Origin of the sequence: uncultured Bradyrhizobium sp. (assembly GCF_936943645.1) — a bacterium.
Lineage (GTDB): Bacteria > Pseudomonadota > Alphaproteobacteria > Rhizobiales > Xanthobacteraceae > Bradyrhizobium.
The window spans coordinates 1-21,053 of sequence record NZ_CAKZJO010000110.1 but is presented as its reverse complement, the minus strand read 5'-3'; the positions used below and the strand labels follow the sequence as shown (position 1 = coordinate 21,053).

Genomic DNA, 21,053 nt, shown 5'->3' with positions numbered 1-21,053 from the left:
AACTTTTCGTCAATAAGCGGGCGGAACTGCGTCCAGAACCCCAAACATTTCGTTAACCATTTCCATGCTTGGGTGGGGCGGATTCACCGCCGAACCGGCGGAACCGTCGCGCGATGCCGGGGGCCTTTCGCCATGACGCCTGAACTGCAACGGATGGACTGGATGCCCTCGCCCCCGCTTGCACCCATCGACAACCCGCTCGACCTCGACCACCTCTCCCGGATGACGCTTGGCGATGCGGATCTGGAACAGGAAGTGCTGGCCATGTTCGCCGAGCAGGCAGTCCGCCTGATGGCGGCGATGGCGGCCCTGCCGGCCGAGGCCGGCGCACTGGCCCACAAGCTCAAGGGCTCGGCCCGCGGGGTCGGCGCCTTTGCGGTGGCCGATGCCGCCGAGAGCCTGGAGACCGCGATCCAGGCCGGACAGAACCAGCGCCACGCCCTCGCCGCGCTGAAGGAGGCGGTGACCGAGGCCCGCGCCGCCATCGAGGCGATCCTGAAGCCCTGAGGCCAAGCGGCCGAGCCGGATTCTAGTCTCTTGTTTTGACGCATTTTCTTGCCGCAAAGCGGGATTCACTTCGCAGCAGAACCCTATGGCGCCGGGCTGATCGACCCGTTATAGGACAGCCCGGACCCTCCTTCATTCCCAGCACCGCGGCAGCACGAGCACACATGGCCAAGATTCACTTTGTCGACCACAAGGGCGAAACCCGCACGGTGGAAATCGAGAACGGCGCAACCGTGATGGAAGCCGCGATCCGCAACAGCATTCCCGGCGTCGAGGCCGAATGCGGCGGCGCCTGCGCCTGCGCGACCTGCCATGTCTATGTCGACGAAGCCTGGCGCGAGAAGGTCGGCAGCCCGACGCCGATGGAAGAGGACATGCTCGATTTCGGCTTCGATGTGCGCCCCAATTCGCGCCTGTCCTGCCAGATCAAGGTCTCCGACGAACTCGACGGTCTCGTCGTGACGACGCCGGAACGTCAGGCCTGATCCTTCAAGCCTGCGTCGTCCCGAAATTTACGATGCACCGGGCGGCGCGACCTCGATGCCGCGCTTGTGCCAGGGTCTGAATTTCTCGATCACCTCGGGGGTCAGCGGGGCCGGCCGGCGCGTCGCTTCGTCGAGCAGGACGCCGACCGAAATCGCCGACGCGATGCATTTTCCTTCCGAGAACACGACTTGCTCGAAGGTGACGGACGTCCGTCCCCGCTTCACCACGCCGAGGCCGAGCTCGATCGTGTTCGGCCAGTGCAGTTCGGCACGGAAATGCATGTCGAGCCGGACCATGATCCAGGCGAGGCCCGGCGGGGTCAGGCCGTACTGCGGCAGCTTCATCAGCGTGACGCGCCCGGTCTCGAAATAGGTGGCGTAGACCGCGTTGTTGACGTGCTGGTTAGGGTCGAGATCGCCAAAGCGGACATTGTCGCTGAGGCGAAAGGGGAAGTCCTCCAGACGCGGCGTCGTGTCGAGGCGGCTTGGTGCGTTCACCGATTGATCTCCGTCATATCCATCCTCGTTACAACCCAGTTATCCTGACCCGGCAAGTGGGCGCGGCTGCGGGGCGCTCCCGCTTTTATGCCTTCCCTGATCCATCCCCGTTGGCTAGACAGGCAGGGTCACCTCTGCCCGCCGGGCGCCGTCCAACCGATAACGATCGATAAAGAGACGACATGAGCGACGTGATCAAAACCGATGTGCTGATTATTGGCGCCGGCCCTTGCGGTCTGTTCGCCGCCTTCGAGCTTGGCCTTCTCGACATGAAGACGCATTTCGTCGACATCCTCGACAAGGTCGGCGGCCAGTGCGCCGAGCTCTATCCGGAAAAGCCGATCTACGACATTCCCGGCATTCCCCAGGTTTCGGGGCAGGGCCTCACCGACGCGCTGATGGAGCAGATCAAGCCGTTTCACCCGACCTTCCATCTCGGCGAGATGGTCGAGACCGTGGAGAAGATCGGCGATCCCGCATTTCGCTGCACCACGGACGCGGGCAAGGTGTTCGAATGCAAGGTGCTGGTGATCGCAGCCGGCGGCGGCTCGTTTCAGCCCAAGCGTCCACCTGTGCCGGGCATCGAGGCCTATGAGGGCACGTCGGTGCACTACGCCGTGCGCAAGATGGAGACGTTCCGCGACAAGAACGTGCTGATCGTCGGCGGCGGCGATTCCGCGCTCGACTGGACGCTCAATCTGCATCCGATCGCGAAGCGCATCACGCTACTGCACCGTCGCGACGAGTTTCGCGCCGCGCCCCACAGCGTCGAGCAGATGCGCGCGCTGGTTGCCGGCGGCAAGATGGATCTCCGGCTCGGCCAGGTCACCGCGCTGTCCGGTGCCGAGGGCAAGCTCTCCGGCGCAACCGTCAAGGGCAACGACAACGCCATCTCGGAGATCGCCTGCGATACCATGCTGCCGTTCTTCGGATTGACCATGAAGCTCGGTCCCGTCGCGAACTGGGGCATTGCGCTCGAGAACAATCTGGTGCCGGTCGAGACGAGTGCATTCGAGACCAATGTTCCCGGCATCTTCGCGATCGGCGACATCAACACCTATCCCGGCAAGATCAAGCTGATCCTGTGCGGCTTCCACGAGGGCGCGCTGATGTCGCAAAAAGCCCATCGCTATGTCTATCCGGAGAAGCGGCTCGTGTTCCAGTACACGACCTCGTCCTCCAGCCTGCAAAAGAAGCTCGGTGTCAACTGACGGCAGCGGCTCAGGCGGGGATGCCCCATGTTTCTGGTGCTGGAACCGTTCGCGAAATCGCCGTAGTCTGCGGCCATTCCGGTCGTGGAATAACAAGGTGATCTAATGCGGATTTTTTCCAGCTTTCGGCTGCTCCCCTTCCTTGCGTTCGCATTGTCGCTCGCGACGGTGACGCCGTCTGCGGCGCAGACCGCCGAGCCCACGGCGGCGGGCCTGTGGCAGAAGGTCGAAGACGGCAAGACGGTCGGATGGTTTCTCTTCATCGACCATAACGGCATCTTCGAAGGCGTGATCGCAAAGACCTTTCCGCGACCCGGTGACGATCCGAACGAGGTCTGCAGCAAGTGCACCGATGATCGCAAGAACGCGCCGGTGCTCGGCATTTCCTTCGTCCGCAACATGAAGCGCGAAGGATTGAAGTACGAAGGCGGCAACGTGCTCAATCCGCGCGACGGCCAGATCTGGAAGGCCAACATGAAGGTCAGTCCCGACGGCCAGACACTGACCCTGCGCGGCTATCTCGGCATCTCGCTGCTCGGCAAGGACGAGACCTGGACGCGCCTGCCGGACGCCAACATTGCCCAGGTCGACCCCGCCATCGTCGCCAAATATCTGCCCGCGCAGGCACCGGCCACCAAGCCGCCGGCTCCAGCGGCGAAGAAGGGCGGCGGCATGATGATGGCCCCGGCGAAGCAGTAGCCTCGTTTCCCACTTTTGAGAGTCGTCCCGTCGGCGTCGGATTTTGATCCTATGCCGCATTCGTCGAAAGGCGCATGCCGTTGCGCCCTGCGACAGTAGTTCCCCGGAATGCGCGCTGGCAGCGGATTTGCATAGCTATCGCCAGGGTGCTGGAGGAACGAGTCGCCGGCGACGTGCCTTGAGTCAGGGCCCGGACAACGGACGACATTGTCTGTCTCCCGCACGAATGATTTTGATCGCGGGACGACGAGATGAAATCTTCAAGACTATGCGCGGCGACGCTGCTGGGCGTGACGGCGCTCCTGGCCATCCCGGCACAGGCGCGCGACGACGGACGCTATGCCAACTCGCCGCTAAAACCCTGGTTCGAAAGCCTGCACAGCGAATTCGGTCAGTGCTGCACCGACGCTGACGGTTACGTCATTGCTGACGTCGATTGGGAATCCGATCACGGCCGCTTTCGCGTGCGCATCGACGACGAATGGGTGGTGGTGCCCGACGGCGCCGTGATCACTGTGCCGAACAAGATCGGTCGCACCATGGTGTGGAAACACTATATCGATGGCCATCCGCGCGTGCGCTGCTTTATGCCGGGCAGCATGACCTGAAAACGCTGACGGCGCCCGCATCGGATGCAGGCGCCGCAAGCGATGCGATAGGCTCAGCGCGCCTCGCTTCCCGAACCCGCGCTGGCAAGCCGTTTTACGCGCGGGGACAACACTGAAACCTGTGCGGGCGAGGCGGGCATGCCGGCGACGGTCATCGCGGGCGCAGCCGACTGCTCCTCGACGCCGGCGCCGCCGAGCACCTGCACCTGCATCGCCGAGATCGGCATGGACTTCACTTCGTAAGAGGGAAGCTCGCCCGCGAAGGCACCGGTGGAGCTTGCGATCACGGCGCCGGTGACGGCAATCAATGTGAGAACACGCATTGGAAAATCTCCGTTGAAGATGTCAATCGGAGGTTTGGTCGTGGCGATGCACAAAGAGGTTCGCTCGTGTGCGAACATTCGTGTGTCCGTGGACGAACCTATTTGATTGCGTGATACGACAGGACGAAACGATGACGAAGCTTTCGGCGTCAATGTTTCCGGACGGTTTCGCGGCATCGATCGGCGCAGCTCGCAGCTAGCTTGTCTGCAACTCCAGCTGCGCAGGTCTGATCGGCGCGACGGTCACCGGAAAGCGCAGGCTCATGGTCGTGCCGCGACCGGGGGCGGACGAGATGATGAGCTCGCCGCCATGGGCCGCCATGATCTCGCGGACGATCGACAGGCCGAGGCCGGCACCGTCGCCGGCGGTGTTGCCGGTCTGAAACGGCTCGAGCAATTTGTGTTCGGCGCCATCGGGCAGGCCTGCGCCGTCGTCGTCAATCGAGACGCCGTCGCGGCCCAGCGTGGCGACGATACGGCGCGCGCCGCGGGCGTGGATCAGCGCATTGCCGACGAGATTGGCAAGCGCGCTGCGGATCGCTGCGTCCACGCCCTGCACGAGGATAGGACCTTTCTCGGTCTGGTCCAGCGCGAGCTCGATGCCGGCGTCCACTGCCGAGGGGCCGAAATCGGCCAGCACGTCCAGCGTGATCTGCGCGAGATCGATCGGCCGTTTCTCGATCGTATGATTTTGCAACCGGGCCAGGTCGAGCATGGCGGACACCAGCGACGTCAGCCGCCTAATGTCGCGCACCAACTCGGCTCTCAAGGCCGGCTCGGGCACGTCCTCGACCTTCGCGCGCAGCAGCGTCAGCGGCGTGCGAAGCTGATGGGCGGCATTGCCGAGAAAGCGGCGCTGCATCCTGATATAGGCGTCGATCTCGCCGAAGGCGCGGTTCAGCGCCTCGACCAACGGCTTCAATTCGCGAGGGACCTCGGACAGGGAGATCAGACCTTGCGGTGCTGCAGGGTCGATCGCCAGCGCGCGAAGCGCCACCCGTTCGATGCCGCGCGAGACGAAACGCGCGGCAAGCGCGGCGCCGACGGCAACGGTCGCAGCAAAGGCCAGCGCCAGCAGCATGATCGAAAAGACGCTGCGGATGAGAAAGTTTCGTGCAATCCGGCCGAACCGGACCTGAGGTTCTCCCACCATCATCGTGAGCTGCGACGCCCCTCGTTGCATGACGGCGAGGCAGAAGGTGCTCTTCTGGTCGAGCGTGTTGAAAACGGAGGAGCCGATCGGCCCGTGATAGGGAAATGCGAAGGGGAGGGCGGGACGGCGTTCGCTGCCGTACTCGCTGACCATGTCGCCCACCGACACGACGTACCAGAGGTTCGGGCTGTCCGCCTTGAGCTCCTGGAGTGCGGGAGTCGAGCGAACCGTCAGCTTCTGGCCTTCGATCACCGTGGCGCGGTCGAGAACGGCAACGACAACCCGGCAGGCCCTGAACTCGCGCTCCTCCATCGGATAGCGCCACATGAACAGGCCGAGCATGATCAGGAAGATCGTCGTGGCGGCGATGCCGAGCGAGATCGCGAACGTCCGGGCAATCGACGTCATCGCGGTGTCGCCAGCCGCAGGATGTAGCCGATGCCCCGCATGCTGCGGATCTCGACATCGCCGCCGAATGCGGCCAGCTTCTTTCTCAGGCGCGAGACCTGGGCTTCGAGCGTGTTGGACTCGATCTCGTCGTCGAAACCGTAGATTTCCTCGATCAGGGCGGCGCGGGTGATGACGCGGTCGCGGCGCATCAGCAGTGCGGCGAGGATCAGTGCCTCGCGCCGGCGCAGCAGGATCTTCCTGTCGGCGACCAGAACTTCGTTGCTGCCGAGATGCAGCTCGACATTGCCGAGCGACAGCACGGACGGGGCGAGCAGCCGGGGCCGCCGCAGCACCGCGCGCACGCGCGCGATCAGCTCCTGTGGCTCGAACGGCTTGCCGAGATAGTCGTCGGCGCCGCCATTGAGGCCGTCGACGACGTCCTCCTTGGTGTCCTTGGACGTCAGCATGATGATCGCGGGTCGCTCCGGTGACCGGCTCAGCGTCGTGACCACCTGGAGCGCATCGCCGTCAGGCAGCATCCGGTCGACGATCGCAAGATCATATTTGAAATTGTTCAGCGCCTGGCGGGCCTCGGCAATCGAACGGACGACGTCGACGACGCCGTGCAATTGTCCGAGCAGTCGGCTGACATAGGCGCCGATCTGCGGTTCGTCTTCGATCACGAGCGAGCGCACGCGGGTCGTCCTTGACTCCTGAGGGGCAAACGAAGCCCGGCTTGACGCTTCCTGGCCGAAGTCCGGCGTTTCGGTTCGTGCGCGAAGTTCCCTTTAAGGCAGCGAGCTTGGCGAATAAAAGGCAGGGACACGGGCTCTGCGGGGCGCCGCCGGCCGAAATTTCGGCACGCGCGCACGCTGGGGCAATGTTCGGGCAATGTTGATCCGGCGGCCGCCTTTGAGGCGCGGAATGTTGCAGGCGCGCTGGCCCGTTGCAATCTTGGGGCAATTTTGCCGGGCCACATGCTGGGCTCCTGACCACACCAGTCTGTTCGGCCAGCAAGGCCGATGGGGCCCCGTAATGAAGCATCTCGACGAAGCCGCTCTCCGCCTCACGGCGCATGCGCGGCGGACGACCGCCTGTCTTGCCGCACTCGGTACAATCATGGCGACCGCGCAATCCGCATCGGCGCAGACCGCGTTCACGCTGCCGGCACCGCCATTCGAGCTGCCGATGCTGCCGTCGCCGTCCGGCAACTGGACGGTCATGGTCGGAATCGGCGGCCAGTACATGCCCGACTTTGTCGGGTCGAAGAACGGCAAGCTGATGCCGATCCCGATCTTCTCCATTCGCCGTGCCGGATCGATCGACCAGTTTCGCGGGCCGCGCGACAGCGCCAGCATCGCGCTGCTCGACGTCGGCAATTTCCGCGTGGGCCCGGCGTTCAAATACGTCGCCTCGCGCAAGGCCGACAAATATGCCGAGCTGACCGGCCTCGGCGACGTCAAGGCGGCCTACGAGCTCGGCGGCTTCGTCGAATATTATCCCGTCGACTGGCTGCGCCTGCGCAGCGAATTGCGCCAGGGCGTGGGTGGGCATACCGGCACGGTCGCCGACGTCTCCGCCGACGTCATCGTGCCGCTGATCCAGAGGCTCACGATCTCGGCCGGCCCGCGCTTTACCTGGAAGAGCACCAAGGCGACGGCGCCCTATTTCGGCGTCGACGCCGCGCAGGCGCTGGCGTCGGGGTTGCCGGCGTACGATGCCAAAGGCGGCGCGCATTCGGTCGGCTTCGGCAGCCAGGTCTCCTATCGCATCAATCCGCAATGGGAGGTCCACGCCTATGTCGAATACGAGAAGCTGCTCGGCGATGCCGCGGACAGCCCGCTGGTGAAGCTGCGGGGATCGTCGAACCAGACCACCGTCGGCATCGGTGCGTCCTATTCGTTCGACTTCAGGATTCGATGATCGCCATGCGCCGTATTGCTCTTCTAGGGGTGGGCCTTGCGATCGCGTCCGCCGTCCTCGGTGCTGCCGCCGCGTTCGAGACGCGCACGACGAAACTCCAGGCGATCAAGACCCTTGGCATCGTCTCGGCCATCGGCGAGGAGATGAGCCTGACGCAAGCCGGCCTGACCGGGCTCGGCAACACCGCGCAAAGCCTGTCGATCAGCGCCTGGGGACTGGACGAGTTGATCGTCCAGCAGGCGACGAGGCTCCTGAGTGGGCGCTTTCGCGTGCAGCCGGTGAGCTACAGGCGCGGCGCGTTCGCCGCCGTCAGGGATTCGGCGGTTGCGCCCGTCAATCTTCTGCGCAGCGATCCGTTCAAGGAGCTGGTTCGCAGCGATGTAACGCCTCAAGGGCTTGATGCCTATGTCGTCATCACCCGGGCAAGATCGAAGCTCGGCAACGGCCGCAACGTCGAGGGCGTCGGGCTCGCCGAATACCGGACGCTGCTGGCGGATTACGGCCTGATCCATGCGCTGTACGAAGTCCGGATCATCGACGGCAAAGCGTTCGACGTGATCGAGAAGCGTGCGGCGGCGCCGCTCGACAACACCGGGACCGTGCGGATTGCCGGCCCGAGCGGGCCGGTCGACGAGACGCTTGGGGGGGCAGCGTCGAGCGAGCGGTTGCGCGCTGCGGTCGCGGACCTCATCACGCGCAGCCTTCCGGTCACGCTGGGCGACATGCACCTGATCGACGGCCAGTAGGCCTCAGGTCACGGGCGCAGGATTGAACAGCGTGAGATCGTTGTGGATGCCCCAGCGGTCCGACCACGGCTTGGTGCGGCCGGAGGCGACGTCGAGGATCAGGCGGAACAGGTCCCAGCCGCATTCCTCGATGGTCTTCTCGCCGGTGGCGATGCTGCCCGAATCGAAATCGATCAGGTCCTTCCAGCGCCGCGCCAGCTCGCTGCGCGTCGCGACCTTGATCACGGGCGCGGCGGCAAGGCCGTAAGGCGTGCCGCGGCCGGTGGTGAACACCTGCAGCGTCATGCCGGAGGCGAGCTGCAGCGTACCGCAGATGAAGTCGGACGCCGGCGTTGCCGCGAACAGCATGCCCTTCTGCGTCGCCTTCTCGCCGGGCGAGAGCACGCCGGTGATCGCGCTCGAGCCCGACTTCACGATCGAGCCCAGCGACTTCTCGACGATGTTGGCAAGGCCGCCCTTCTTGTTGCCGGGCGTGGTGTTGGCGCTGCGGTCCGCGCCGCCCCGGGCCAGATAAGAATCGTACCAGGCCATCTCGCGCACCAGCGCGCGGCCGACATCCTCGTTGATCGCGCGGCGGGTCAGCAGCTGGATGGCGTCGCGCACTTCCGTGACTTCGGAGAACATCACGGTGGCGCCGGCGCGCACCAGCAGGTCCGCGGCAAAGCCGACGGCAGGATTCGCGGTGACGCCGGAGAAGGCATCGCTGCCGCCGCATTGCAGGCCGATGACGAGATCGGCGGCGGGGCAGGTCTCGCGCTTGCGGGTGTTGAGCACCTTCAGCCGCGCCTCGGCCTGGGTCATGATCGCGTCCACGATGGCGCCGAACCCGTCGAAGGCTTCGTCCTGCATGCGCACGATGGCATCGCTGACGCCCTCCGGCACCAGCCGCTCCGGTGCGAGCTTCTCGCAGCCGAGACCGACGACCAAAATCTCGCCGCCGAAATTCGGGTTCTGCGCGATGTTCTGCAGCGTGCGGATCGGCACTACGGCGTCGGGCGCATTGATGGCGACGCCGCAGCCATAGGCATGCGTCAGCGGCACCACGTCGTCGACATTGGGGTACTTCGGCAACAGCTCGGCGCGGATGCGCTTGACCGCATATTCCATCGTGCCCTTGACGCATTGCACGGAGGAGGAGATGCCCAGAATGTTCTTCGTGCCGACCGAGCCATCCGGATTGCGATAGCCCTCGAAAGTGAAACCCTCGAGCGGCGGCAGCGGCGCGGGAACGGCGGTGGAAATTTCCAGCTTGTCGAGGTCGGGGGCCTCGGGCATGCGGATGCGGGCCTCGTCCACCCATTCGCCGGCGAGGATCGGCGAGAGCGCATAGCCGATGATCTCGCCATAGCGAATGATCGGCGCGTCTTGCGCGATGTCGACCAGCGCCGTCTTGTGCCCCTGCGGCACGAAGGCGCGCAGCGTCAGTCCGCCAGCGAAGCGAGAGCCGGCGGGAAGCCCGAAATCATTGACCACGATCGCGACATTGTCGCGCTCGTTGAGCTTGATGTAGCGGGGCTGCTCTTTCGCTGCGACGTCCTGGTCCATCACGGGCTCCGGATTTGTAGGGCAGGTTAGCCGAAGGCGTAACCCGCCGCCCTTCCCAATGCTCGGAAACAAGGCGGGTTACGCTGACGCTAACCCGCCCTACGGTGTCTCAGCCCGGGAACGTATAGGCCGTCTTCACCGTCGTATAGAACTCGCGCGCGTAGGAGCCCTGCTCGCGGGCGCCGTAGCTCGAGCCCTTCCGGCCGCCGAACGGCACGTGATAGTCGACGCCGGCGGTCGGCAGATTGACCATCACCATGCCGGACTCGCTGTTGCGCTTGTAGTGCGAGGCGTATTTGAGGCTGGTGGTGCAGATGCCGGACGCAAGGCCGAACTCGGTGTCGTTGGAGATCGCCAGCGCCTCCTCGTAGTTCTTGGCGCGGATGACGGCGGCGACCGGGCCAAAAATTTCTTCGCGCGCGATGCGCATGTTGTTGTTGGCTTCGGTGAACAGCGCCGGCGCGAGGTAGTGACCGGGGTTCTCGCGCTTCAGCAGCTCGCCGCCGAAGGCGAGCTTGGCGCCTTCGTCCTGGCCGATCTTGATGTAGCGCAGGTCCTGGTCGAGCTGGCTCTGGTCGACCACCGGGCCGATATGCACGCCGGCCTTGAGCGCGTCGTCCACCGACAGGCCCGCCAGCCGCTCGGCCACTGCCGCGACGAAGCGGTCGTGGATGCCCTCGGTGACGATCAGGCGGGAGGAGGCGGTGCAGCGCTGGCCGGTCGAGAAATAGGCGCCGTTGACGGCGACTTCGACGGCGGTCTTGAGGTCGGCGTCGTCGAGCACGACCAGCGGATTCTTGCCGCCCATCTCAAGCTGGAATTTCTTCATGGGATTCGACAGCACGCAAGCCTGCGCGATCTTGCGCCCCGTCTGCACCGAGCCGGTGAAGGAGATCGCGGCGACGTCGGGGCTCTCAAGGAGCGTCTGGCCGACCACCGAGCCGGAGCCGACCACGAGGTTGAAGACGCCGGCGGGAATGCCGGAGCGGGTGATGATCTCGGCCAGCGCGTGACCCGAGCCCGGCACCAGCTCGGCCGGCTTGAACACCACGGTGTTGCCGTAGCAGAGCGCGGGCGCGATCTTCCAGGCGGGGATCGCGATCGGGAAATTCCAGGGCGTGATCATGCCGACGACGCCGACCGGCTCGCGGGTCAGCTCGACGTCGAGGCCGGGGCGCACCGAGGCGCCCTTCTCGCCGATCAGGCGCAGGGCTTCACCGGCGAAGAACGCAAAGATCTGGCCGGCGCGGGCGACCTCGCCGATACCTTCCGGCAGCGTCTTGCCTTCCTCGCGTGCGAGCAGGCGGCCGAGCTCTTCCTTGCGGGCGAGGATTTCGAGCGAGATCTTGTTGAGCGCGTCGAAGCGCGCCTGCGGCGTCGATTGCGACCAGGCGGGGAAGGCGGCCTTGGCCGCGGCGATCGCCTTCTCGGTCTGCGCCTTGTCGGCCTTGGCGTACTCGCCGACGAGGTCGTTGGTGTTGGAGGGGTTGATGTTCCTGGTGACGCCGGAGCCGTCGACCCACTCGCCGCCGATGAAATTCTTCAGGATCGCAGTCATCTCGTTCCTCCAGGGAATGTTTTTAACGCACGAGGCAGGGACGCTTGTCGTCGAAGGTCCAGCCTGGGATCAGGTCCTGCATGGCAATAGCGTCATCGCGGGCGCCAAGTCCATGCTGCTTGTAGAGGTCATGCGCCGCGTCGATAGCGGCCCTGTCGATTTCGATGCCCAGGCCGGGCCGGTCCGGCACCGCGATCTTGCCGCCCTTGATCTGGAGCGGCTCCCGGGTCAGGGCCTGGCCGTCCTGCCAGATCCAATGGGTGTCGATCGCCGTGACCTTGCCGGGCGCGGCGGCGCCGACATGGGTGAACATGGCCAGCGAAATGTCAAAGTGGTTGTTGGAGTGCGAGCCCCAGGTCAGGCCGTTGTCGCGGCAGGTCTGGGCCACGCGCACCGAGCCCTGCATGGTCCAGAAATGGGGGTCGGCCAGCGGAATGTCCACCGCGCCCAGGCGCAGCGCGTGGGAGAGCTGCCGCCAATCGGTCGCGATCATGTTGGTTGCGGTCGGCAGGCCCGTGGCGCGGCGGAACTCGGCCATGATCTCGCGGCCGGAGAAGCCGGCCTCGGCGCCGCAGGGGTCCTCGGCATAGGCGAGGATGCCGTGCATGCCTTTGCAGAGGCTGATCGCCTCGTCGAGCGACCAGGCGCCGTTGGGGTCGAGCGTCACGCGTGCGTTCGGAAAACGCTTTGCGATGGCGGTAACGGCCTCGATCTCCTGCTCGCCGCGCAGCACGCCACCTTTCAGCTTGAAATCGGCGAAGCCGTAATGGTCGTGGGTGGCTTCGGCGAGGCGCACCACGGTCTCCGGCGTCATCGCCTCCTGATGGCGGAGGTTGAACCATTCCGCCTTGCCGGTCTCGCCCTGGACATAGCTCAGCTTCGACTTGCGGATATCCCCGACGAAGAAGAGATAACCGAGCGTCTCGACGCTATTGCGTTGCTGGCCTTCGCCGAGCAGGGCGGCGACGGGCAGGTTGAGATGCTGGCCGAGCAGATCGAGCAGGGCGGATTCGATCGCGGTGACCGCGTGGATCATCACGCGCAGGTCGAAGGTCTGCTTGCCGCGTCCGCCGGCGTCACGGTCGGCGAACGCGGTGCGGACGTCGGCCAGAATGTTGTTCATCGCGCCAACGGTCTTGCCGATGACAAGGTCGCGGGCATCCTGCAGCGTCTGCCAGATCTTCTGCCCGCCCGGCACCTCGCCGACGCCGGTGTGGCCGGCATTGTCGGTGAGGATGACGATGTTGCGGGTGAAGAACGGCGCGTGTGCGCCGCTGAGGTTGAGGAGCATGCTGTCGCGGCCCGCGACCGGGATCACCTGCATCGCTGTCACGACCGGTGCGCCGGAAATGTCCGTCTGGGCCATTACACGCTCCTCCCTGTTTTCCGTCCTTATTCTGCAGCCTGTTGTGACGAACGTGCGGCGGGCAGCTTCTTCACCAGCGCGGCCAATTCGGCGATCTCCTGCTCGGAGAGGTCGGTCAGCGGCGGGCGCACCGGGCCGGAATCGCGGCCGATCACCTTCATGCCGGCCTTGATGATCGAGACCGCGTAACCCTTCTTGCGGTTGCGGATCGCGATCAGCGGCAGGATGAAATCCTTCAGCCCGGCCTGGATCGTGGCGTGGTCGCGCTTGCGCACGGCCGCGTAGAAATTGGTGGCGAATTCCGGAACGAAGTTGAACACGGCGGAGGAATAGGTCGTCACGCCCATGTCGAGATAGGGCAGCGCGAAGGTCTCGGCAGTCGGCAGGCCGCCGACATAGGTGAGGCGGTCGCCGAGCTTGGTGTAGACGCGCGTCATCAGCTCGATGTCGCCGATGCCGTCCTTGTAGCCGACGAGGTTCGGGCAGCGCTCGGCAAGGCGCGCCAGGGTGTCGGGCTGCAGGATGGCGTTGTCGCGGTTGTAGACGATGACGCCGATCTTCACGGCGGCGCACACCGCCTCGACATGGGCGGCAAGGCCTTCCTGTTCGGAATGGGTGAGATAGGGCGGCAGCAGCAACAGGCCGTCGGCGCCGGCCTTTTCCGCGCCGATCGCGATGTCGCGGGCGATGGCGGTGCCGTAGCCGGTGCCGGCGAGCACGGGCACGCGGCCCTTGGTTTCGTCGACGGCGACCCTGACGACCTCAGGAACCTCTGATGGCGTCAGCGAGAAGAACTCGCCGGTGCCGCCGGCGGCGAACAGGCCGGCAACATCATAGCCGCACAGCCAGTCCATGTTGGCGCGATAGGTCGCCTCGTCGAAGGAAAAGTCTGCCTTGAACGGCGTGACGGGAAAGGACAGGAGGCCCGAACCGATCTTCTGGGCCATTTCCTGCGGGGTCATCTTGCTCACGGGCGCTGCTCCCTTGATTAGCGTGTTGTGGAGGACGCGGGCCTCAAGGGCCGGCGCGTCCATGCGCCGTGGTTTAGGAGACCGTTCGATGCGGGTCCAAGCCAAAGCCTATATCGACCGATGCGGATTGAGCATCAATCTTCCGCCACCTCCGCGGACGACAATTCGCCGGCGATCTTGACCAGCGCCGAGAGCAGCGGATTTTCGTCGTCGCGGCGCCAGACCATAAACAGCTCGACCGGCACGCGGCCCCGCAGCTTCAGCGGCCGCAGCCGGACGTCGGAGATCTTCAGGCCCGCGGCCGCAGCCGGCACGACGGCAAGGCCGAGGCCGGCGCGCACCATGGCGAGGATGGAGTGGATCTGGCTGAGGTGCTGGACGTAGCGCGGCAGCACGTCGGCGCGGGTGAACTGCGCCACCAGCAGGTCGTGGAAGTAGCGGCTCTCATAGGGCGAATACATCACGAAGGGCTGGTCGTCGAAATCCTTGATGGTGATACTCTCGGCGTTCGCCAGCGGATGCTTCTTCGGGATCGCGGCGAGCAGCGGCTCGGCGACGACGCGGCGGCTGGTGAGCTCGGGCCGCGCGATCGGCGGCCGCAGCAGGCCGGCGTCGATCTGGCCTGACGTGAGCGCCTCGAACTGGTCGCCCGACACCATCTCCTTCAGCGAGAAATCGACTTCCGGCAGCTTGGCGCGGCACGCCGCGACGAGCTCGGGCAGGAAGCCGTAGGCGGCGGCGGCGGTGAAGCCGATCTTCAGCGAGCCGGTCTTGCCGAGTGCGATGCGGCGGGCCACCTGCGAGGCGCTCTCCGCCAGCTTGAGGATGCGTCGCGCCTCCGGGAGGAAGCTGCGCCCCGCCGGCGTCAGCCGTACCGACCGGCTGGTGCGTTCCAGCAGCGGCGCGTCGATGATGTGCTCGAGCACCTGGATCTGCCGGGACAACGGCGGTTGGGTCATGTTCAGCCGCGCGGCGGCGCGGCCGAAATGCAGTTCCTCCGCCACCGTGACGAAACAGCGGAGCTGGTTGAGGTCGAACATCGATACATGCCTTAGATGGATAAGGCGTTTCCCCGGGACTTCTAGCATCGATCACCCCCAAAACAAAGACGGCGGCTTTTGGGGCCGCCGTTGAGTTGCCTGGTCAAGCTCCCATGGGAGCCCTCAGGAGGAACGTTTGAGCGTCACCCGCTCGATCTTGCCGACGATGACGAGATAGGCGAACGCCGCCACCAGCGCGTTGGCGCCGACGAACACCAGCGCGCCGTTGAACGAGCCGGTCGCCGCCAGGATGTAGCCGATCACGATCGGGGTGGTGATCGAGGACAGGTTGCCGAAGGTGTTGAACAGGCCGCCGGAGACGCCGCCGGCTTCCTTCGGCGAGGTGTCGGAGACGACCGCCCAGCCGAGCGCGCCGATGCCCTTGCCGAAGAAGGCGAGCGCCATGAAGCCGACCACCAGCGCCTGTCCGTCGACATAGTTGCAGGCGATGATCGACATCGACAGCAGCATGCCGCCGACGATCGGGATCTTGCGCGCCATGGTCAGCGAGCCGGTCCTGCGCAGGATCGCATCCGAGATGATGCCGCCGAGCACGCCGCCGATGAAGCCGCACAGTGCTGGCAGCGTCGCCACGAAGCCGGCTTGCAGGATCGACAGGCCGCGCTCCTTGACGAGGTAGACCGGAAACCAGGTCAGGAAGAAATAGGTCAGCGTGTTGATGCAGTACTGGCCGAGATAAACGCCGAGCATCATGCGGTTCGAGAGCAACTGGCGGATATGGTCCCATCCGGAGCCGGCTTCCGACGCACGCGCGCGCGGCAGATCGTCCTTGGGCGCGTCGAGATCGACCAGCGCGCCGCCTTCCTTGATGTAGTCGAACTCGGCCTCGTTGATCGAAGGATGCTCCTTCGGTCCGTAGATGGTCTTGAGCCAGACCACGCCCATGACGATGCCGAGCGCGCCCATCACGACGAACACGAAGCGCCAGCCATAGGAATGCGCGATCCAGCCCATCAGCGGCGCGAAGATCACGGTGGCGAAATACTGTCCCGCGTTGAAGAAGGCCGACGCCGTGCCACGCTCGTTGCCCGGAAACCAAGCCGCGACGATGCGGGCGTTCGCCGGGAAGGAGGGTGCTTCCGCGACACCGACAAGCAGGCGCAGCGCGAACAGCGCGACGACGGCCGTGCCGGCGCTGAGGAAGCCGACCCAGCCCTGCATCAGCGTGAACAGCGACCAGATGATGATGCTGAAGGCATAGACGAGGCGCGAGCCGTAACGGTCGAGCAGCCAGCCGCCGGGTACCTGCGCCACGACATAGGACCAGCCGAACGCCGAGAAGATCCAGCCCATGGCGACGGGATCCAGATGCAGCTCCTTGGAGAGCGCGGGGCCGGCGATCGACAGCGTGGCGCGGTCGGCATAATTCACTGTGGTGACCAGGAACAACATGGTCACGATGAACAGCCTGACGCGAGATCTCCTCGCGTCCGCTGCGGACACCACTGCGCTCATCAGGCGCCTCCTTCAGTCGAACATTTCCTCAAGGCGACTCCTAGAGGCGCGCGCGGCGAAGTGTCCAAGTTGAAGGGAGTATCGATCGATGCCGTTTTTGGATTGATGGAACGGCGCATACACCACCGTCATTCCCCGCCAGACGGGGAATCCAGTACGCCGCGGCTTCTCGATTCAATCACTTCTGTCACGGCGTACTGGATCGCCCGCTGCGCGGGCGATGACACCGAGAGTGTGGACGGTGCGGTGGGCAGCGTAGCCCGGATGAGCGAAGCGATTATGCGGGGGGAGCGGTTCCGGATGTCGCTTCGCTCATCCGGGCTACGATGTTGCCGCCCTACTGCTGCGCACCGCCCAGCAGCGGCGCCAGCAGTCCGCGCGTCACGCCGGGAGGCGCAGCATCGAGGCCGAGCACAGCGCTTGCGGCCGGCAGCGCCGCGTCGGCCATCGCCGCATGCCCTTCCGCGCTCGGATGCACCGCGCCGCCATACACCGCCGAGAGCACGCCCCAGGTCGCATCGTGGATGTCGGTCGGCTGGCTTGCTGCCGGCAATCCCTGCGGATAGGTCATCGCAGCAAAATAGCTGTCATTGGCATCACGGATCCAGCGTGCGCGCGGCAAATAGGCGCGGTATTCCGAGGCGCCGCGGCCGCACAGCATCGGCTGGCTCGCCGCGCTCACGATGTCAGGGTTGAAGCTCTGGCCGTTCTCGGCAAAGCAGGCGCGATCGAATTCGGGGTCGTTGCCGGAATGCGCGCAGAAGCCGTGGTCGCCGAACGCGGCCTGATGCGCATCGACGAAGGTCATGCGGTCCGCCTCGGGATCGCGGCACAGCGCGCCGCGGGTGCAGGTCGCGAGGCCCTTCAGCTGCGGCAGGAATTCGGTGTCGACGAAGGTCGACACGCGGGCAAGGCGCTGCGGATCGGCGTTGAAGGACGGATGGATGTCGAAGCCGGCGCGGCCGCCGCGGCAGGGCACGCCGCCATCGGCGAGCGCGGGATTGGCGTAGGAGACGTAGACGACATGCGAGAGGTCGCCGCCGACCAGCGGCTTCAGCCCCTCGCGCAGCTTGACGAAATTCTGCGGCAGCTCGCGCGTCAGCGCGTCGCGGGAATCGTCGACGCTCGCCATCACGCCGGAGCGGCGGAACAGCGCCCGTTCGGTCGCGGTGTCGACGATGACGTCGGCGACGAGGCCGGAGAAATAGACGTCGTTGGCGCCGACCGACAGCAGCACGAGATCGAGCGTGCGGTCCGGTTGGCGCTTCTTCGCCGCGGTGAGCGCCTCGCGCAGCTCGGCGACCTGCGCGTTCACGCTGGTGTTGCAGACGCCGGTCTTGCCGGGCGGGCATTCGCGGGCGCGCTGCGAGCCGAGCAGGCCGTCGCCGATGCTGGCGCCGGTGCAGGCGAGCGGCAGATAGGTCACGGCGATGTGGGTGTAGCGCACTGCGAGCGCGAGTGCCGTGCGGGTCTGATAGCTATAGAGCGAGCGGTGGCAGGGCGAGTTGAACCAGAGCGCGCTGTAGCGCTGCCAGTTCGCGAGCGTGTCCGGCGCCTCGCAGGCACGGCCGCCCTTGAAGCCATGGCGGCTCGGCCGGTAGTACTGGCCGCCGGCGGCGGTGCCGAGATAGGAGCGGAAGCAAAATCCTTCGTCGGACAGCGCCAGCGGTCGATCCGGATTGCCTTCGCCCGAGGCGATGCTGTCCCCGAGGCCGGCGACGAAGATGTCGCGGACTTGAATCTCGGTCTGGATGCGCTGGCTGGGATCGGCGCCGGAGGAGACGTCGACGGTCGCGACCGTCTGCTTGCCGTAGCGGACGCGCAGATTGACCGGCTCGGCACAGTCGAAGGTGGATTGCTGTGGCCCGTCGCCGTCGTCGAACGACCAGGCGCAGGTGGCGCCGACCGGCACGGCGCCAACGAGGCGCACGGTGACGGGATGGTCGATCGGCGTCAGATAGTTTTCCTTGGTGTTGTCGCGTGTGCAGGGCTGGTTGACGCGGCCCTGAAGGTCGATGCAGAGGCGATTGACCATGTTGCGGGCCCAGCCACGGCCCTCGCTCTGGAGCTCCAGCGACTGTTCGGCGGCAAGGATGCTGCGATTGCGCGCGTTCTCGACATGGAGCAGGAAGTCGCGCTCCTCGCGGAACAGGCGGAAGCGGTTGCGGACCTCCCAGCTGATCTGCAGGGAGCCGGCGTCCTGCGCGGCGGCGCGCTCGGCCGGCAAAACGGTCAAAAGCCCGGCCAGCAGCAGGGCGCAGGCCGAAAGTTTACGAAGCAATACAGGGATCATGGCCCGCGTCTTCAACGGCAAAGTTGAGGCGGAAATAAGAGAGGATTGCGCGTCCGTCCGCAACCTTTGTCTGGATCTCCGCCCTTACCGCTTATTGACCTGCCGCAGCGCCCGCTCGCGCTCCATGGCCGCCACCTGCTTGGGCAAATTGGCCTGCGCGCAGGCCTCCGCCAGCCGCCGCCGCTCCTGCCAGGGCTCGACCACGTTCATCCAGAGCTCGCGCGTGCCCATGATGGAGATGGCGAGGCCGAACGGGATCACGAAATAGAGAATGCGGAACACCAGCAGCGTCGCCAGAAGCTGCTCGCGGCCGAACTCAGGCAGCGCCAGCAGCATGGCGGCATCGAACACGCCAATCGAGCCGGGCGCGTGGCTGGCGAAGCCGAGCAGTGTCGCCAGGATGAACACCACCGCGAGCGACAGGAAGTCGATCGGCGGATTGGCCGGCATCAGGAGGTACATCGCCGTGGCGCAGAAGCCGAGATCGACCACGCCGATCAGGATCTGGACCAGCGTCAGCGGCGCCGAGGGCAGCACCACCTTCCAGCCCTTCTGGCCGAGCTCGCGCCGCTTCTCGCCCATGACGAGCCAGACGAGATAAGCCCCGATCGAGGCGAGCCCGCCGAGCGCGATCAGCCGGTTGAGTGACGACGGCAGCTGATCCATCGAGGATGCCGCATCCGGGTGGATCGCCATACCGATCGAGAGCACGAAGATGTTACCGAGCCAGAAGGTCAGGCCCGACAGGAAGCAGATCTTGGCGACGTCGATCGCGTTCAGCCCGTAATCAGAATAGATCCGGAAACGGATCGCCCCGCCGGTAAAGACGGTGGCGCCGATATTGTGGCCGATCGAATAGGACGTGAAGCTGGAGAGCGCCGCGATGCGATAGGGCACGTGCTTCTTGCCGATCGTTCGCAATGCGAAAAAGTCGTAGAAGGTCAGCGTGCAGAACGCGAAAAAGACGCACACCGCCGCAAGCCCGATGCTGCCGCGGGGAATCTCGGTCAACGCCGTCAGGATGACCCCGGTATCGATGCCCTTGAGGGTCCGCACCAGCGAGGTGATCGCGAAGGCAATGATGAAGATGCTCGCGGCAACTCCAAGCCGTCGCCAGCCGATCCATCTCTTGAAGCCGCGTTGCAGCGCGGGCAGCAGTCCGTGCATTCATCCTCCCGGCGGGGGGCAAAGACCGACCGGGCCAGGCATTGGCCAGTCGGGTGCGATCATGGCCAAAGGCAGGCATCGATCGCTAGGCATGATCCAGCTCATTTAATGCAAAAACAGCGGCTTGTGCAGCCCTTGACAACAATAGGTTCTGCGCTGGACCGTCGCTTTTGTCATATGCGGTTCACATCGAAGGCGCGTTAAGCATATGAGTCGGTAGCCCGGCCCGGCTCGTCCAATTCTCAAGGCCGGCATGATCTCAGATCCCGGGGCTGCCGCATTGTTCCAGCGCAAGCCTTCGGTCTTTTTGGAACGTCGATGCCGCGCGCTCGTTGTGGCCCCATCAGCAACCGGACATGGCGGAAACAAGCGGCTTTTTCACGCAGGCCGCTGCCTTCGTGTTCCACAGAACCCAATAGGACGGAACGATGGGACTGTTCACAAAAGACATCAAAACCATGAACGACCTGTTCGTGCATCAGCTCCAGGACATCTATTACGCCGAGCTGCAGCTGACCAAGGCGCTGCCGAAGATGGCCAGCAAGGCGACCGATCCGCAGCTGAAGCAGGGCTTTTTGACGCATCTGGAGGAAACCAAGCAGCACGTCACGCGGCTCGAGGAAGTCTTCAAGATGCACGGCGTTGCCGTGAAGGCGATCGACTGTCCGGCCATCGACGGCATCATCGAGGAAGCCGACGAGACCGCGGGCGAGGTCGCCGACAAGGCGGTGCTCGATGCCGCGCTGATCAACGCGGCGCAGGCCGCCGAACAGGTCGATCTCCCAGCTCGCCGCCGGGCCCACGCTGTAGTCATGCACGCCGCGCGAGTAGCCCGGTACGGTGGAGGCGATCGAGCCCAGCGCGCCGCGCGTGCTCTGCTTCTCGTAGGTGGCCGAAGCGTCCAGGTCCACCGTCGGCAGCAGCGCCGCGCCGGCGCCGAAGGCCGCGGCCCGCGCCTGCTGCACGCGGGCGATGGAGGCGGCGAGGTCCAGGTTCTGGCTCAGGGCGCGCTGCACCACCTGGGCCAGCATCGGATCGTCGAAGCCGGTCCACCATGCGTCGAGCGGCGCCGGGGCGGCGCTCGACGCGGCGGG

19 protein-coding genes and 2 pseudogenes are annotated in these 21,053 nt (G+C 65.4%); 8 read left to right on the top strand and 13 right to left on the bottom strand.

Annotation, left to right across the window (positions count from 1 at the left end):
* Positions 1–132 precede the first annotated feature (132 nt).
* Both Q0743_RS33070 and Q0743_RS33065 read left to right on the top strand, forming a co-directional pair.
* A complete protein-coding gene (locus Q0743_RS33070) occupies positions 133–507 on the top strand; it encodes an Hpt domain-containing protein (protein ID WP_298245604.1) in 375 nt (124 codons plus the stop codon).
* 164 nt (positions 508–671) lie between these two features.
* A complete protein-coding gene (locus Q0743_RS33065) occupies positions 672–992 on the top strand; it encodes a 2Fe-2S iron-sulfur cluster-binding protein (RefSeq protein ID WP_063203190.1) in 321 nt (106 codons plus the stop codon).
* Between the two features lie 27 nt (positions 993–1,019).
* Here Q0743_RS33065 and Q0743_RS33060 read toward each other — a convergent pair whose 3' ends face one another.
* Positions 1,020–1,490, bottom strand: a complete 471-nt coding sequence (locus tag Q0743_RS33060) for a thioesterase family protein (protein ID WP_298245603.1) — start codon at positions 1,488–1,490, stop codon at positions 1,020–1,022.
* Between the two features lie 182 nt (positions 1,491–1,672).
* On the opposite strand from Q0743_RS33060, the gene Q0743_RS33055 reads away from it, so the two are divergent.
* The 3 genes from Q0743_RS33055 (at position 1,673) to Q0743_RS33045 (ending at position 4,008) form a co-directional block, all read left to right on the top strand.
* Complete coding sequence (locus Q0743_RS33055) at positions 1,673–2,701, top strand: NAD(P)/FAD-dependent oxidoreductase (RefSeq protein WP_298245602.1); 1,029 nt, start codon at positions 1,673–1,675, stop codon at positions 2,699–2,701.
* A gap of 105 nt (positions 2,702–2,806) precedes the next feature.
* Positions 2,807–3,400 (top strand): DUF2147 domain-containing protein, encoded by a 594-nt coding sequence (locus Q0743_RS33050; RefSeq protein WP_298245601.1) that lies wholly within the window; start codon positions 2,807–2,809, stop codon positions 3,398–3,400.
* A gap of 251 nt (positions 3,401–3,651) precedes the next feature.
* Entirely contained in the window at positions 3,652–4,008 is a 357-nt protein-coding gene (locus Q0743_RS33045; protein WP_298245600.1) for a hypothetical protein, read from the top strand.
* A 53-nt stretch (positions 4,009–4,061) separates the two neighbouring features.
* On the opposite strand, the gene Q0743_RS33040 is transcribed toward Q0743_RS33045, so the two are convergent.
* From Q0743_RS33040 to Q0743_RS33030, 3 genes are all read right to left on the bottom strand, one after another.
* The gene (locus Q0743_RS33040) at positions 4,062–4,331 is read right to left on the bottom strand and encodes a hypothetical protein (protein ID WP_298245599.1); all 270 of its coding nucleotides are present in this window, start codon (positions 4,329–4,331) and stop codon (positions 4,062–4,064) included.
* 196 nt (positions 4,332–4,527) lie between these two features.
* Positions 4,528–5,892, bottom strand: coding sequence for a HAMP domain-containing sensor histidine kinase (locus Q0743_RS33035; RefSeq protein WP_298245598.1), 1,365 nt, complete (start codon positions 5,890–5,892; stop codon positions 4,528–4,530).
* Positions 5,889–6,569 carry a response regulator transcription factor gene (locus Q0743_RS33030; protein ID WP_298245597.1) on the bottom strand — a complete coding sequence of 227 codons (681 nt, stop codon included), beginning with the start codon at positions 6,567–6,569 and terminating at the stop codon, positions 5,889–5,891. The genes Q0743_RS33035 and Q0743_RS33030 overlap by 4 nt, the downstream gene beginning before the upstream one ends.
* Positions 6,570–6,909: 340 nt before the next feature.
* Between Q0743_RS33030 and Q0743_RS33025 the strand changes: the two genes are divergently transcribed.
* Entirely contained in the window at positions 6,910–7,797 is an 888-nt protein-coding gene (locus tag Q0743_RS33025) for a MipA/OmpV family protein (protein ID WP_298245596.1), read from the top strand.
* A 5-nt stretch (positions 7,798–7,802) separates the two neighbouring features.
* On the top strand, positions 7,803–8,543 hold the full coding sequence (locus Q0743_RS33020) for a hypothetical protein (RefSeq protein WP_298245618.1): 741 nt from the start codon (positions 7,803–7,805) through the stop codon (positions 8,541–8,543).
* A gap of 3 nt (positions 8,544–8,546) precedes the next feature.
* Here the strand turns inward: Q0743_RS33020 and garD are convergent, their stop codons facing one another.
* The 8 genes from garD to Q0743_RS32980 form a co-directional block, all read right to left on the bottom strand.
* Entirely contained in the window at positions 8,547–10,088 is a 1,542-nt protein-coding gene (garD, locus tag Q0743_RS33015; RefSeq protein ID WP_298245595.1) for a galactarate dehydratase, read from the bottom strand.
* Between the two features lie 109 nt (positions 10,089–10,197).
* Positions 10,198–11,646, bottom strand: coding sequence for an aldehyde dehydrogenase family protein (locus tag Q0743_RS33010; RefSeq protein ID WP_298245594.1), 1,449 nt, complete (start codon positions 11,644–11,646; stop codon positions 10,198–10,200).
* A gap of 22 nt (positions 11,647–11,668) precedes the next feature.
* Positions 11,669–13,012 carry a glucarate dehydratase gene (gudD, locus tag Q0743_RS33005; protein ID WP_298245593.1) on the bottom strand — a complete coding sequence of 448 codons (1,344 nt, stop codon included), beginning with the start codon at positions 13,010–13,012 and terminating at the stop codon, positions 11,669–11,671.
* Between the two features lie 26 nt (positions 13,013–13,038).
* On the bottom strand, positions 13,039–13,983 hold the full coding sequence (gene kdgD / locus Q0743_RS33000) for a 5-dehydro-4-deoxyglucarate dehydratase (RefSeq protein ID WP_298245592.1): 945 nt from the start codon (positions 13,981–13,983) through the stop codon (positions 13,039–13,041).
* Between the two features lie 134 nt (positions 13,984–14,117).
* On the bottom strand, positions 14,118–15,023 hold the full coding sequence (locus tag Q0743_RS32995; RefSeq protein WP_298245591.1) for a LysR substrate-binding domain-containing protein: 906 nt from the start codon (positions 15,021–15,023) through the stop codon (positions 14,118–14,120).
* Positions 15,024–15,146: 123 nt separating this feature from the next.
* Positions 15,147–16,499 (bottom strand): MFS transporter, encoded by a 1,353-nt coding sequence (locus Q0743_RS32990; protein WP_298245590.1) that lies wholly within the window; start codon positions 16,497–16,499, stop codon positions 15,147–15,149.
* Between the two features lie 337 nt (positions 16,500–16,836).
* Positions 16,837–18,792: a hypothetical protein gene (locus Q0743_RS32985; RefSeq protein WP_298245589.1), complete on the bottom strand. Its 1,956-nt coding sequence runs from the start codon at positions 18,790–18,792 to the stop codon at positions 16,837–16,839.
* Positions 18,793–18,876: 84 nt separating this feature from the next.
* A complete protein-coding gene (locus Q0743_RS32980; protein ID WP_298245588.1) occupies positions 18,877–19,959 on the bottom strand; it encodes a YbhN family protein in 1,083 nt (360 codons plus the stop codon).
* Between the two features lie 428 nt (positions 19,960–20,387).
* Between Q0743_RS32980 and Q0743_RS32975 the strand changes: the two are divergent.
* Positions 20,388–20,729, top strand: a pseudogene (locus Q0743_RS32975) (ferritin-like domain-containing protein); the annotation flags it as partial.
* A gap of 57 nt (positions 20,730–20,786) precedes the next feature.
* Here Q0743_RS32975 and Q0743_RS32970 read toward each other — a convergent pair.
* Positions 20,787–20,990 (bottom strand): annotated as a pseudogene (locus Q0743_RS32970) (TolC family protein); the annotation flags it as partial.
* Positions 20,991–21,053: the final 63 nt, after the last annotated feature.

Excerpts from the sequence above, each read along its gene's own strand:
- Q0743_RS33070 (WP_298245604.1), top strand. The coding sequence starts at position 133 with ATGACGCCTGAACTGCAACGGATGGACTGGATGCCCTCGCCCCCGCTT.
- Q0743_RS33065 (WP_063203190.1), top strand. The coding sequence starts at position 672 with ATGGCCAAGATTCACTTTGTCGACCACAAGGGCGAAACCCGCACGGTG.
- Q0743_RS33055 (WP_298245602.1), top strand. The coding sequence starts at position 1,673 with ATGAGCGACGTGATCAAAACCGATGTGCTGATTATTGGCGCCGGCCCT.
- Q0743_RS33050 (WP_298245601.1), top strand. The coding sequence starts at position 2,807 with ATGCGGATTTTTTCCAGCTTTCGGCTGCTCCCCTTCCTTGCGTTCGCA.
- Q0743_RS33045 (WP_298245600.1), top strand. The coding sequence starts at position 3,652 with ATGAAATCTTCAAGACTATGCGCGGCGACGCTGCTGGGCGTGACGGCG.
- Q0743_RS33040 (WP_298245599.1), bottom strand. The coding sequence starts at position 4,331 with ATGCGTGTTCTCACATTGATTGCCGTCACCGGCGCCGTGATCGCAAGC.
- Q0743_RS33035 (WP_298245598.1), bottom strand. The coding sequence starts at position 5,892 with ATGACGTCGATTGCCCGGACGTTCGCGATCTCGCTCGGCATCGCCGCC.
- Q0743_RS33025 (WP_298245596.1), top strand. The coding sequence starts at position 6,910 with ATGAAGCATCTCGACGAAGCCGCTCTCCGCCTCACGGCGCATGCGCGG.
- Q0743_RS33020 (WP_298245618.1), top strand. The coding sequence starts at position 7,803 with ATGCGCCGTATTGCTCTTCTAGGGGTGGGCCTTGCGATCGCGTCCGCC.
- garD (WP_298245595.1), bottom strand. The coding sequence starts at position 10,088 with ATGGACCAGGACGTCGCAGCGAAAGAGCAGCCCCGCTACATCAAGCTC.
- Q0743_RS33010 (WP_298245594.1), bottom strand. The coding sequence starts at position 11,646 with ATGACTGCGATCCTGAAGAATTTCATCGGCGGCGAGTGGGTCGACGGC.
- gudD (WP_298245593.1), bottom strand. The coding sequence starts at position 13,012 with ATGGCCCAGACGGACATTTCCGGCGCACCGGTCGTGACAGCGATGCAG.
- Q0743_RS32995 (WP_298245591.1), bottom strand. The coding sequence starts at position 15,023 with ATGTTCGACCTCAACCAGCTCCGCTGTTTCGTCACGGTGGCGGAGGAA.
- Q0743_RS32990 (WP_298245590.1), bottom strand. The coding sequence starts at position 16,499 with ATGAGCGCAGTGGTGTCCGCAGCGGACGCGAGGAGATCTCGCGTCAGG.
- Q0743_RS32985 (WP_298245589.1), bottom strand. The coding sequence starts at position 18,792 with ATGATCCCTGTATTGCTTCGTAAACTTTCGGCCTGCGCCCTGCTGCTG.
- Q0743_RS32980 (WP_298245588.1), bottom strand. The coding sequence starts at position 19,959 with ATGCACGGACTGCTGCCCGCGCTGCAACGCGGCTTCAAGAGATGGATC.